This is a genomic window from Bradyrhizobium sp. 138, from assembly GCF_023074075.1.
Classification (GTDB): Bacteria; Pseudomonadota; Alphaproteobacteria; order Rhizobiales; family Xanthobacteraceae; genus Bradyrhizobium.
Window position 1 is genome coordinate 1 of the sequence record NZ_JADPKT010000039.1, and the last position, 12,066, is coordinate 12,066.

Annotated in this window: 13 protein-coding genes and 4 pseudogenes; 10 read left to right on the plus strand and 7 right to left on the minus strand. The window is 59.7% G+C overall.

Annotated elements, in window-relative coordinates:
• Positions 1–91 precede the first annotated feature (91 nt).
• Positions 92–280 (plus strand): annotated as a pseudogene (locus IVA79_RS17380) (transposase); the annotation flags it as partial.
• 39 nt (positions 281–319) lie between these two features.
• On the opposite strand, the pseudogene IVA79_RS36970 reads toward IVA79_RS17380, so the two are convergent.
• Positions 320–676, minus strand: a pseudogene (locus IVA79_RS36970) (hypothetical protein); the annotation flags it as partial.
• Between the two features lie 105 nt (positions 677–781).
• Between IVA79_RS36970 and IVA79_RS17385 the strand changes: the two are divergent.
• Positions 782–979, plus strand: coding sequence for a hypothetical protein (locus IVA79_RS17385; protein ID WP_247554832.1), 198 nt, complete (start codon positions 782–784; stop codon positions 977–979).
• 223 nt (positions 980–1,202) lie between these two features.
• On the opposite strand, the gene IVA79_RS17390 is transcribed toward IVA79_RS17385, so the two are convergent.
• Entirely contained in the window at positions 1,203–1,619 is a 417-nt protein-coding gene (locus IVA79_RS17390; RefSeq protein WP_247554811.1) for a helix-turn-helix transcriptional regulator, read from the minus strand.
• A gap of 533 nt (positions 1,620–2,152) precedes the next feature.
• On the opposite strand from IVA79_RS17390, the gene IVA79_RS17395 reads away from it, so the two are divergent.
• Both IVA79_RS17395 and IVA79_RS17400 read left to right on the plus strand, forming a co-directional pair.
• Positions 2,153–2,467, plus strand: a complete 315-nt coding sequence (locus IVA79_RS17395; protein WP_247554813.1) for a helix-turn-helix transcriptional regulator — start codon at positions 2,153–2,155, stop codon at positions 2,465–2,467.
• Entirely contained in the window at positions 2,464–3,723 is a 1,260-nt protein-coding gene (locus IVA79_RS17400) for a type II toxin-antitoxin system HipA family toxin (RefSeq protein ID WP_247554816.1), read from the plus strand. Before IVA79_RS17395 ends, IVA79_RS17400 begins: the two co-directional genes overlap by 4 nt.
• Positions 3,724–3,819: 96 nt before the next feature.
• On the opposite strand, the gene IVA79_RS17405 is transcribed toward IVA79_RS17400, so the two are convergent.
• On the minus strand, positions 3,820–3,969 hold the full coding sequence (locus tag IVA79_RS17405; RefSeq protein ID WP_247554831.1) for a hypothetical protein: 150 nt from the start codon (positions 3,967–3,969) through the stop codon (positions 3,820–3,822).
• Between IVA79_RS17405 and IVA79_RS36975 the strand changes: the two genes are divergently transcribed.
• The 4 genes and pseudogenes from IVA79_RS36975 to IVA79_RS36985 all read left to right on the plus strand — a co-directional run bounded on the left by IVA79_RS36975 (position 3,949) and on the right by IVA79_RS36985 (position 8,860).
• A complete protein-coding gene (locus IVA79_RS36975; protein ID WP_247554834.1) occupies positions 3,949–4,341 on the plus strand; it encodes a hypothetical protein in 393 nt (130 codons plus the stop codon). The genes IVA79_RS17405 and IVA79_RS36975 overlap by 21 nt on opposite strands.
• A 143-nt stretch (positions 4,342–4,484) precedes the next feature.
• The gene (locus IVA79_RS36980; RefSeq protein WP_247554819.1) at positions 4,485–4,760 is read left to right on the plus strand and encodes an ABC transporter permease subunit; all 276 of its coding nucleotides are present in this window, start codon (positions 4,485–4,487) and stop codon (positions 4,758–4,760) included.
• Between the two features lie 1,926 nt (positions 4,761–6,686).
• Positions 6,687–8,257, plus strand: a pseudogene (locus tag IVA79_RS17420) (peptidase S10).
• Positions 8,258–8,689: 432 nt separating this feature from the next.
• Positions 8,690–8,860 carry a hypothetical protein gene (locus IVA79_RS36985; protein ID WP_247554821.1) on the plus strand — a complete coding sequence of 57 codons (171 nt, stop codon included), beginning with the start codon at positions 8,690–8,692 and terminating at the stop codon, positions 8,858–8,860.
• Between the two features lie 229 nt (positions 8,861–9,089).
• On the opposite strand, the gene IVA79_RS17430 is transcribed toward IVA79_RS36985, so the two are convergent.
• The 3 genes from IVA79_RS17430 to IVA79_RS36800 form a co-directional block, all read right to left on the minus strand.
• Positions 9,090–9,587, minus strand: a complete 498-nt coding sequence (locus IVA79_RS17430; protein WP_247554823.1) for a DDE-type integrase/transposase/recombinase — start codon at positions 9,585–9,587, stop codon at positions 9,090–9,092.
• Positions 9,587–9,730 (minus strand): hypothetical protein, encoded by a 144-nt coding sequence (locus tag IVA79_RS17435; protein WP_247554825.1) that lies wholly within the window; start codon positions 9,728–9,730, stop codon positions 9,587–9,589. Before IVA79_RS17435 ends, IVA79_RS17430 begins: the two co-directional genes overlap by 1 nt.
• 114 nt (positions 9,731–9,844) lie before the next feature.
• Entirely contained in the window at positions 9,845–9,970 is a 126-nt protein-coding gene (locus IVA79_RS36800; protein WP_256465634.1) for a hypothetical protein, read from the minus strand.
• 111 nt (positions 9,971–10,081) lie between these two features.
• On the opposite strand from IVA79_RS36800, the gene IVA79_RS17440 reads away from it, so the two are divergent.
• A complete protein-coding gene (locus tag IVA79_RS17440; RefSeq protein WP_247554827.1) occupies positions 10,082–10,291 on the plus strand; it encodes a hypothetical protein in 210 nt (69 codons plus the stop codon).
• 1,121 nt (positions 10,292–11,412) lie between these two features.
• Here IVA79_RS17440 and IVA79_RS17445 read toward each other — a convergent pair.
• Positions 11,413–11,610 (minus strand): annotated as a pseudogene (locus tag IVA79_RS17445) (transposase); the annotation flags it as partial.
• A 174-nt stretch (positions 11,611–11,784) separates the two neighbouring features.
• Between IVA79_RS17445 and IVA79_RS17450 the strand changes: the two are divergent.
• Positions 11,785–12,066, plus strand: a 282-nt coding sequence (locus tag IVA79_RS17450; RefSeq protein ID WP_247554829.1) for an MFS transporter, incomplete at its 3' end; no start/stop codon positions are given.

A 12,066-nucleotide genomic window follows, 5' to 3' on the forward strand; every position in this document is an offset into this window, starting at 1 on the left:
TGCTCCAGCGCCCCTATCCCGGCTTGGATAGACTAATCCGGACGACCGGTCCTCTCCACCGGGTTTGAGCGCTGAAAACATCATGCCCTTTAACAATGCAGCCGAGCGAGCGTTGCGTAATTTTGCGCTGGGAAGAAAGGCATGGTTGTTCGCCGGTCCTGATCGCGGCGCGGGCTGCCGTGATGGCCACACTTATCATGACGGCGCGTCTCAACGACATCGACCCAAAAGCCTGGCCGACGTCTTCGCACGCATCGCCGACATGCGGCAGAACCGCCTTCTTGTTGCGCACGACCCATACACCGATCCGCCGGACCGCTCAGACCTTCGCATTGTATCTGATCGAAAGCGCCTTCGCCATCGACCAGCCACAACACGAGATCGGCGTCCTCGGCTCGCGCCCGCGCGCGGCGCACGCCCTCCTGCTCCACGGGATCATCAGCCGACCCAGGACGTAAGCGGCGGCGCGCAGCTCTTCGGCAGCAAGCTCCTCGCCTTCTTCTCCGAATTCGAGACTCCGGCGCAAGCTGTCTGATGCCTGACGTAGCAGGTCACGCTGACGAGCTCGGGTCACCAACGCCCCCTCACCAGTCCCAAAGAATTCAGAGGCAAATCTCACGAGCGCACCGACCAGATCGGGAATGCCGTCTCCCCGGCTTGCCGAGATCCCGAACTCGCCGTTCGGTCCGGCTCGCCGGACGCCGCCGAGGTCGATCTACGAGTTGTTGCCCTGCAACTGGACGCCTCTTGCGTCGAGGTCCTCCGCCCAGGCGGTGTAGGCATGCACGTCAACAAGGTTCACGCCGTCTTCACCATCGCTCGCGTCGCAAAAGACCTCGGCGAAGACGAGGACTGGCTCTGGGACGTGGCCAACGGAATGGACACAGAGGATGGCGTCATCTGGGTTTACGGCATAGGTGACGACCAGGTCATGAAACTGGAGTCACTTAACCAGTTTAAGCACCGCGGTCCAATTTGAAACCCACCAACTTTAGGGGGCGCGTTCGTCATCCTCTTCACTAGTTTGCGAGGTGTAATCGCGCCCCAGTTGGCCTGGAAGATTCCCCGCATTACCGCCCGGAACAGCGGATCGCCCTTGAATGCAAGCCCGCCGCCCTGAGAACTCCGCGCATGCCATAAGAAGCAGCGTCCTGACCTCCGCGTCCAAGGTGGGTACGTTGCGATAACGAACGGCTCCGGCGTCAGCGCGCCGAGGGCCTCCATGCGCAGAGCCTTGGGGTGACACGTTGCGGAGTGGCGGCGCGGCGCGACAAAATGTTCACCCCAGCGTACAGGTGAGTGAGCAGCGTCGCGTATTCCGACGCCGAAGTCGCCCGCGATGGTGAAGATCTGCGCCGTTTCCGGAGCCTACCCGCGCACCGCGAAGGCACGGCGCAGGCCGATGATCGGCAAAGGATGAAACTCGCGAAGCTGTTGGGCAGAAACTCCTTGGCGGCGCCAGCCGATACGCGGCGGTTGCCGGATTCGATCTCGCTGACGGATGGGCGATGCAGGCCGAGCGTCTTCGCGACATGGCCTTGTGACAGGCCGGCCAGCTTGCGCGCTTCCTTCAGACGCTGGGCGATCTGCGACCTTTTGGTGGAATCGAGCTCGGTCATGCTGCGGCCGCTCTGCCTCTTGACTAAATCGCGGACGAAGACAGCGGTCTCGTCGATGGAGCGCGGAGCTTGGTCATCTCATCGAAGATGTTCGGGTCGTTTGGGATCGTCGCGCCGATCTCGGTGGCGAGAATTGTGGTCGCGACAGGCCAGACCTTGCTATCGAACCTTCGGTAGGTTCTCGACGGGCTTGGTGCCTCTGCTGAGAGGCGGGCATTCGAGGCGATCGGCCTGAATCGGACCGAGGATGACGATCAGCTTCTCTTTTAATGCGAAGGGGTTCCCAGGACACCTCCTTAATCCGATGATAGGCAAGATAATCTCACATCCGTACGTCAAAAGCCCGTCTCTGGCTTAGCCACTCGTTTGCCGGGTGGACGAAGGCGTTTTGTCGACAGGCCTGAAATGATAGGAATGCTGAATGATGCGTTTACGAATCAATAGCCTGGAAAAAGATCTGTCTCCGATCCCGCTTGTTTGCATAAATGATCTGTTTACATATCATTTTATAGCAAGAGATCCGAAAGCGTATCATGGCCTCCATCCCAGACCCGCTTCTCCAAGATCTGGGTCTGCGCTTCCGAAAGGCCCGCATGGCTGCTGGCTTGTCTCAGGAGCAAACCGCTCTTCGCGCGAACATCAGCAGACCTCGCTATCGCGACATTGAAACGGGAGCTGCTGCCGCCCGCGCAACGACACTCGTCAATGTCGCCCGCGCCCTTGGCATGGAGATGATGTTGATCCCGCAGGCGATGGTGCCCGCCATTCAGTCGATGCTGCAGCCCGCGGCCGACGACGAAGATCGTCCCGCATTCACGTCAGATGCCGAAGAGGACGAACGGTCATGAACCAGGCTGTTCTCGCGGCTGAACGAGTCCAATCGCTCGATATCTCATTGAACTATCTTCCCGTCGGCACCCTTGTTCGCACGCCGGGTGACTACCACGCGTTCAACCTTTTGCCCGCTTACCGGAGCATGAACAATCCACCGATCTTCAGCCTGTCGCTTCGCTCAGCGGATGGCGGCCTCCGGCGGGATCCCAAACCTATACGCGGGCCGCTACCTCCGTTCTTTGCGAATCTGCTGCCCGAAGAGAAACTGCGCGAAGCGATGGAAAAGCACCACGCCGGGTCAGTCAGGCCGGGAAACGACTTTGATCTCCTCGCTGCGCTCGGAACCAACCTGCCAGGAGCGGTACGCGCGGTGCCAAGCGTCGGTAGCCCTGATCCAGCCGGCCCGGAGGCCGAAGGCAAAAAGAAAGCACGGTTTTCGCTCGCCGGTGTTCAGATGAAGCTTTCTGTGATGAAGAACACAGCAAAGGAGGGGAGGATCAGGCTCGCCGTCGACGACGAGCAAGGGCAGTACATCGCGAAATTTCCCTCCCTCACGCACATCGGACTCTCAGAAAACGAATTCGCGATCCTGGCCTTGGCGGAAGCGTTGGGAATGGAAGTGCCAGCACGCGAACTCGTCGAAACGACGGAGTTCACCGGCATTCCGGAAGAATTCAACACCATGTCCACGGGCAAGGTGCTGCTCGTCCGCCGCTTCGACCGCGGCGCTGACGGCGCGCGCGTGCATATGGAGGACTTCGCGCAGGTCTTCGGGCGCTATCCGTCCGAGAAATATACCGGTGCAGCGTACCACAATATCGCGGCAGCGCTTACCAGCGGCGTCTCCTTCGATTCGGCAATCGAGTTTGTTCGGCGTCTCGCACTCACCGCAATCACCGGAAACGGAGATATGCATCTCAAGAATTGGTCGCTGCTCTACCCCGGAGATGGCCGGACACCCATGCTGTCGCCTGTCTATGACGTCCTCTCAACAGTTCCCTACATTCCGAAGGACGGGCTGGCCCTAAGCCTCGGCGGTGAAAAGTCGTTCAAGGCGCTGACTCCAGAGCGCTGGCGCAATTTCGCGAACCGCAGCCGTCTTCCGGAAGGAGCGGTGGTGACCGCCGTAGCCGAGATCGCGGCTGCCGTGCGGGACAAGTGGTCAGTTCTTCCAGAGCGCGACATTGTGCCTGCGCAGGTTCTCGCGCGGATCGACGCACATATCGATGAAATGGCATCTATCCTTGACCCTGAGGTTGACAGATCGTGAAATGCACATCATTCGCCCCAAGGTCTTTGCTTTTCCGGCGATCAGCTCTGACAGGTCGGAACCCGGCATCTATTTGCCTTTTCTGAACCTTTGCCATCAACTGGCAAATTCACACATCCGGCAAACCAGAAAACCGTCCTTTCCGTTCATGCGTTCGGCTATCTCGCAAAAAGCCGGCCCTTCGAACAGATCCGTATAGCTGTCGCGGAGAAGATTGCCTAAAACGTGCCGCCGCTCAAAATCCATACAGCAGAAAGTAACGTCGCCATTTGGAAGAAGAACATTGCGATGCTGTCGTTCGTCAGGACAATTCAGTGCTCCGGTTTGCGCAGGCTCGGTTCGGTCATACGCGGGCTCACCGTATTCGGGCATCCCTCCATCGTGCTCCGCGTGCCGTTGCCCGTCAGGGAGGCGCCTCCGAACTTCGCCTTGATCGATCCGGTGTTCCTGCCGCCGTTCTCGGAGGTGACCGGCGGGCGGATGGCAGCTCCGCAGACAGAAGGATTGTACGACGACGTCTCGGCGAGCGTGCTGCGTGCCTTGAGCGGATTTCTGATGTCGGTCGCTTTGATCGTCCCGCGGGAGTCGGATGGTACGCCCAGGTCGGAAATCTCCTGATCAGTTCACCGAAATCTGCCAGAACACCGCATCGCTCGCGGTACTGTCTGTCTTCATCCTGTTTCTGGACATTTGCGAGGTCTCAAGATCACGGTGTGATATATAGCTGCGCCTGGTCGCTCCTGCTCAACACGATCGCGGCCGTGAAGCAGGTCGAGCCGCTCCCGATCACGTCGGCGCGGACGATGAGCGCGACGCCGCAGCAACTGTCCGCGGTGATCCTTCCGGCAGCGCTTCCGACGATCTTCGTCGGCATTCGCCTCGCGAGCGCCTCGGTCATGAGCGTGCTCGTCGCATCCGAGATGGTCGGTGCCAAAGGGCTATTTCATCATCAACAGCCAGTACAGCTTTTTGATCCCGCAGATGTACCCTCGCGATTACAGTCGCCGAGCTTACGTTCAGTGCCATCCTGCAGGTGATCGAGGGACATTTCACGGAATGGAAAGCGCTGCCCTCTGCTTAATGGTCCGCAGACTCCGATAAAGGGACGGACGAGCTCGTCGCGCCTTTCTCGAACCGGGTCTGGATATACCAGCCATGTCTCACCCACAATCCTGGAGCGCGATCGTATCACCTGGCTGCCTCACGACGACGGAAGCGATGGAAAAAAATAGAAAGTGGGCGATTGGCCTCACTGACTGCGGGATGCGTCCGCGCCCATTCTGGTCGCGCCGGAACGGTGATCGTGGCCAGTGGCACCCACGCTCGTTCGAGTGTCACCGGATCGCGCAACTGGGCGACTGTGTCGGTGCGAATGTCCAGCCACTCAAACGATCGACCATGGACAGTGACAAGCTGAGCGGGCCGGAGTGTGGCAAAATGATCTTGACGAGAAACCCTTATCACTCGACAGACTCGAATTCCATGTTCTCGAGCGAGTTCAAGATGATGTTGCGAAACTGTTCAACTACGGGAAGTAGTGGCTTGACGGTCCCCGGCCGGAAGACCGCTAGAGTGGCCGCCCCATGGCACCCCGTTCCGTTCCTAGAACAGAAACGCTGTAGTGAGGGTTTCTTTGTCCAGAAAGGCTTAGTCGGCGATATTTGCAACGGCAATACTGCGTCTGAGACAACGTCGCAACTCCGATTATCCTGCGCCTACGTCTGACCTCCGACGAGCTTGATGCAAGCGATCTCATCTTCAGTCCGCCCACTAGCGCGGGGCGAAGTGATTGCTTCGCCCCACAACTGACATGCTCGCCCCGCTCACTCGAGAGTGCACCGGAGTTGGTGACGCGACATGTCCCCTCAACGAGGCGGCCACCCGCCGGGATCGAAAAGTGATGAGAGCTATGCCTTCCGGTTTCTATTGCCGGCAGAAAGCTTGGATCAGAAGTGGCCTAATTTGGTGGCCCAAACGTTTTCTGGGAAGCTCCCACTGAGCATCAGTCTCTTACCAGTCGCTGTGGTGCCAGTTCGGCGGAGCAATGCCGCAGCAAGCAAGGGCGACAGAGGATAGCCGCGCCCCTGGCAAACTCGGCCTGACCTCACAACCTGATTTCGCCGAGATCAACCCACTCGCCAAACAACGCCGGTGAAAAAGTCCCTTGCGTGTGCAGTGCGGTCGTGTATTGTTGCAGTGCGGTAGCCTTGCGCGACCGCCGCCCTCCTTGGGCGTTTCCTCCCTAGACTTGGGCCGCTTGTCATTCGAGCGGCCCTTTTTCTTGCTAATCAATCCCAGCATTTAGCTGGTTTTGTCGATCGGCCTTCGCATTTACGACATAAACCTGACACGGTCTTAAAACCGAATTACCTGAATCCACCATTCTTTGGAAAGCGCGACGGAACTCCGCGCGCAACTCACGTCGAAGATCATCCGGCAGGAGCGATCAAGGCAGGTTTCCCATCTGCTTCCAGAGCGTGCATCAAGCTGGGGCAACACAGATGCGCGCTCACGAGTGGTGTCGCGTTGGATCGCGCAATGGCGCCCTCGTATGCAGCGTAAAGTTCAACATGCATCCGGTCGTGAGCAACGTAGCGTGTTGAGTTTGTCCGCCTTCCCGCTTGCCGTGCTACATCGCTCCAGATTTGCCCCACAAGCCAACGCCCAAGCGGCGATAGCGGAGTGCACGACCGCATCTGTGCGGCGAGATACAGGTCTTCCGATGCAGCGCGCGACAGACGCTGCTCTTAAGGCATCCATTTGCTCGTCGAAAAATGATTGGCTTCTTCAAGCACCGCCTCCTGACTGAAGCTGCTCCCGATCGCACGGGGTGAATACTACCCGGCTTGGTAGGTTTGGTGGTCCTCGATTGTCAGCTAAGTCGTTGGCCTTCTTGGGAGACACGCCTCGTGTGCGCCAAGTGTGGCCGGGACGAAAGTACGGCCGGGACGGGAGCAGACTCGATGCAATTCGATTGGACTGCGCTGCGCCGCGCCTCTTTTGCGCTGGCTCTGTTTGCCTGTGGCGTGATGGGGAGCGCTTGGGCCGACAATCCGCCGTCGTCGCGCCCCGAGACCACAACGCTGGCCGACCAGAAGGGCAGTCCCGGCGCGCGCGCCGGCCAAACACCTGGCACGCCGACAGCGGCCGAGCAGCACCGCCTTCCGCCGGACTCCACCACCAGGCAAAAGCTCGAGCTGCCGGGGCGGACGCTCGCATTCACGGCGACGGCAGGTTCCATCCGCCTGTTCGACGACAAGGGCGAGCCGCAGGCCGACATCGCATACACTTCCTATCAGCTCGACGGTGGCGACCGCGCCACACGACCCGTCACGTTCTTCTTCAACGGCGGGCCTGGTGCGTCGTCGGCCTTTCTACACTCGGCAGTGCCGGTCCTTGGCGGCTGCCGATCAATGCCGACGAGGTCACACCATCGACGTCTGCGGAGGTGAAGCCCAATGCGGAAACCTGGCTCGATTTCACCGACCTCGTCTTTATCGATCCGGTCGGGACCGGCTATAGCCGCTTCGTGGCGATCGGCGAGGATGTCCGCAAGCGCTTCTTTTCCGTGGACGGCGATGTCAGCGCGCTCGCTCTGGTGATCCGCCGCTGGCTCGAGAAGCACGACCGATTGTTGTCGCCCAAGTATGTCGCGGGCGAAAGCTATGGTGGTATTCGCGGGCCAAAGGTGGTGCGCCAGTTGCAGAAGCAGCAAGGTGTCGGCGTCAAGGGCCTGATCATGATCTCACCATCGTTTGACTACCGCGAGTTCGGCGGCACGAGCCTTCTTCAATATGTCGCAACGCTGCCGAGCTATGTCGCAACCGCACGCGAAGCCAAGAGGCCTGTGAAGCGGGCCGAGCTCGTCGAGGTCGAAGCTTACGCGCGCGGCGAGTTCTTGACCGATCTGGTCAAGGGCACGGCGGACAAGGAGGCGGCCACGCGGCTGGCCGACAAGGTCGCCATGCTAACGGGAATAGACCAGGCGGTGAGCCGCCGGCTCGCGGGCCGCTTCGATGTCGCCGAATTCCGCCGCGAGCTCGACCGAAAGAACGGCAAGGTGACCGGGCGCTTCGATGCTTCCGTGCGCGGCCTTGATCCCTATCCGGATTCTAACAGCTCTCGCTTCGGCGATCCCTCTGGGGAGGCGCTTCTGGCGCCACTGACCAGTACCGCCGTCGATCTCCTCACGCGCAAGCTGAACTGGCGGCCGGACGGCTCCTATGAGCTAATCAACGGTGCGGTCGGACAGGCCTGGGATTTCGGCCGCGGTCCCGCGCAGTCGATGTCGGAGCTGCGCGAGATCCTCGCAACAGACGCGAAGATGACCATGCTGGTCGGGCACGGCCTGTTCGATCTCGCAACGCCCTATTTCGGGTCGCAGATTGTGCTCGACCAATTGCCCGCCTTTGCGTCGGCGCCGCGCGTCAAACTCGCGGTCTATCCGGGCGGGCACATGTTCTACTCGCGTGATGCGTCGCGCCAGGCTTTTCGGGCAGAGGTCGAAGCCATGATGAAGCAGGCCCCCGATTAAGTCAAAAAGATGCGCTCGTGCGTGGCGTATGTCAGCGTTTTCTTAGCTGCGAGACCACAGCTGCAATCCTGGCGTGAGCTTGCGATTGTTTTGGAGATTCCGACTATGACCCATCTTGTTCGAAGCCGGCGGCTTTTTTGGCGGCGTCACCGGAGCGCAAATAGCCAGCTGGCAGTGCTCCATCGCGCGCGACCACGTTCTTCATCGCGGATTAGTTCTCGGCCCACCTGAGCGCCTCCTCTTAGGTGCAGCGCAAGGGCGTCCTCGTAATCTGAAGAAAGCGTGGAGCAAATCCGCGGCCCGATGGCTCAGCATCCCGACGGTGCTCCATCGCCTCATCCAACAGGCGGATCCAGGTGCTGCTGGCGGACTGGGCGAACGTTCTCCGAGACGAGCTTCGGCTTCCGGGTCGGGCGCTCGGCGCATCAGGCGGTGGAACGGGCGCAGGCGTATATCGCGTCCGGGCATGCCGTCGTCGTGCACATCGACCTGGAAAAGTTCTTCGACCGGGTCAACCACGACATCCTGATGGGGCTGGTCGCCAAGCGGGTTGCTGACAAGCGCCCTCTCAAACTCATCCGTGGATTCTTGAACGCGGTGTGATGGAAGGAGGGCCGGTCAGTTCGACGGAGGGGCACGCCACGGGCGGTCCGCTCTCGCCGCCGTTGTCGAACCTGATGTTGGATGTGCTGGACAAGGAGCTATACAAACGCGGCCACCACGTTGTGCGCTAACCCGATGACTGCAACACCTATGTTCGCCGTCAGAAGGCCGGCGAACGGGTGGTCGGCATCGAGAAGTTCTTCGAACCGCGAGTTCCTGGCCTTTGGCTTCACCGGTGGGCGAGCACCACGACGGCGCATTGCGCCGCAGGCGCTCGCTCGCTTCGAGGCATGAATTGGCTGCCTTGGTCGGTGTTGAAGATCTCCGGCCTGCCATACCGTGCCAGAGCGTCGACGAGCGCAGCGAGGCAGAACGAGCTATCCATGGTATTGGAGATACGCCACGCCAGAACTGCACGGCTCGCCCGGTCGATGATGGCAACGAGATAAAGAAAGCCACGGCCGATGGGCAAATACGTGATGTCGGCCGCCCACACCTGGTTCGGCCGGTCGATCGTCATGTTGCGCACCAGATAGGGATAGATCTTGTGGCCCGGCGCCGGCTTCGTCGTGTTCGGCTTCGGTCCCAGCGCCGCGATGCCCATCTTGCGCATCAGGTGCTGCACGCGCTTGCGATTGACCTGAAGCCCCTCAGCCTTCAGCATCGCGGTCATTCGCCGCGAGCCCAGGAACGGCCAGGCGGTGAACAGCTCGTCGATCCGCCGCATCAGGGCAAGGTCGTTGTCGTTGGCCGGCCGGGGCGGCCGGTAGACGCCAGAGCGCGCTCGATGCCAAGCAACATGCATTGCCGGCGGATCGACAGCGCCTTGTCGGCGCGATCGAGCATTCCTCGACGGTCCGGCATGCTCATCTTCCGGACCTCCGCACTAAAAAATCACGCTCGACTGTCAGTTGTCCAATCTTGGCGTGCAGCTTCTCGATCTCGCGTTCGCGAGCGTCCTCGCTCTCCCGCCCGACACCCGCGTCAAAGGCCCGGGCCGCCTGTTCCGGCAGTTGCTTCTTCCAGGCATAGATCTGGTTCGGGTGAACCTCGTAGCGCGATCTTTGCCTCCAGTGCCGCGTCGATCTTGCGTCTCGTCTTCTTCGTCATTGCTCACTCCGTCTATCAGACGGAGCGGCCTTTTTCCAACTAAGCCTCTGGTCTCAAAATCGGGGTCCATTTCATACGGCGCTCGCGCTCGCCGCTCCGATCGGAGTGATCATGACCCTCGGACTGTTTCTGAGCCTGCGCGCCATTTTCGTCACACTCGGGGCAACTCCAACCATCCTTCCCATCGCGCTCGACTACGCCACGATCCTTTTGCCGGGGTCCACTTTGATGCTCCTAAATACTGTCAGCGGCTTCATCGCAAGAGCTGAAGGCAACACTGTGGACGATGCTGAGCGCTTTCATATTGAACGCCTTGCTTGATCCCATTTTTTAAATTCTTACTAGACTTGGGTGTGCGAGGCGCGGCCCTAGCAACGCTCCTATCACAGATCGCTGCGATAAGCCTTTACATCGGATATTTTACCAAGGGGTGGGCCACTGTCTTCGTCAGAACCTCTCAGGTCTCGCTGCGGGTAGATCGCATCAGAGAGCTCGCGTTTCATTGGGGCGCCGGCGACCGCGATGAGTATCTTAGTCGGCTCTTGCCGGTATGTTCTTGTACGGAGCCGCTGCGCGGTTCGGTGACGAGTTCGTCGCGGCGGTGGGAATAGCTGTAAGAATTCTGACAATCGGGGCGCTGCCTATCACGGGTTTTTGTATCGGCTCTTAAGCTGTCTTGGCCTTCGGTTGGGGCGCCCGCGGCCTTGCCCATGTACTGAGGGTCGCGAAGTTCATGCTATCTATCACGGTTGCGCTTTCCGTTGCGTATTCCGCAGCCGTTATGCTTTTTGTCCCGCCTTTGGTCAGGTTGTTCAGCAATAGCGATAAGGTCACCGACCGTCTCGGCCTGCGTCGTCTTTCATCTGTTTTTGGGATTCTACGGTATTCAGAGTTTCTTGACAACAATGCTTCAGTCGCTGGGAAGAGCACGCCTCAGCGCGGTCTTATCTTTCGCAAGGCAGGGATATCTCTTCATACCTGCGTTAATTCTGTTCCCTGTCATATACGGCTTCAGTGGATTGTTGGCCAGTCAAGCCATCGCTCAGCTCGGCGCTGGAATGATCGCGCTATTCGTCATGTTGCGTCAGTTCGCTGAGCTCAGGCGAGGAGGACCAGCACACTCAGCCAGGAATCGCGAGCGCTCCTTGACTTCATCAGGTATCATCCCGACCAAGTGATACGTTCCTCGCGAGCGAACAGCCAGCCGTCATCCGTTCCGGGCTGGTGGTTGCCGAAGTTGTTGCCTCGTAGGCGAGAGCGAAGTTGGCTTCGATGGGATGACTAAGCATAGAGTTCACGTCGAGTGCGCCTTGTTTGCGGGCCACAAGCGTTATCCCGTCGATGCAGTCGTCCCATTGTGCGCGGTTGTGAAGCTGCGCGATCGTGTCCCGGGCCCTGGTGTAGCTGTGCGGCTCACCACGTTTGTCGGCATGGGCCGGACAGCTGGCTATTGCCGGGAAACTGACGGCGGTATCATCGCCCAACGGCGTGATCGTTTCCAGTGTCATGTAGCGGCCGCGCTGAACGCCCACTCGTCGTTCTGTTCGAGCAGATGCGCCAATCAGGCGGGTGATGGCCTCTTCATTGGGAAAGATGCCGACCACTTTGGTTCGGCGCTTGATCTAGCCGTTGACCTTTTTCGAGCGGACAGGGTCATGTTCTACGGCAGTTTCAGGGCCTTGACCATTGCCTAAAGCCTTCTCACGCGAGCAGCGCAAAGCGGACGAAGTGTTTTGCCGCCTCCTAAAGGCCAACCTTTTTAGATCAACTAGGGGCACGGTAGTCCAATTGATAGATGTGAGGCAGGGGCCGAAATGAGCAATTCGTCTGAGCCGAAGACGTTTCGCATTGTTAGTATTACCGCACCGATTCACCTTCTTACCTTCCGGCGCATCTGGATCGCGAGCGTACTTGCCAATCTGGGCGCTCTCATTCGGAGCGTCGGCGCCGCTTGGGCCATGACTCAGATGACATCGTCGGTCGACAAGGTCGCGCTAGTGCAGACCGCTCTGATGTTGCCTGTCATGTTCATCTCAGTGCCGGCCGGTGCGATCGCGGACATGTACGACCGGCGTATCGTTGCACTGGTTTCAGTC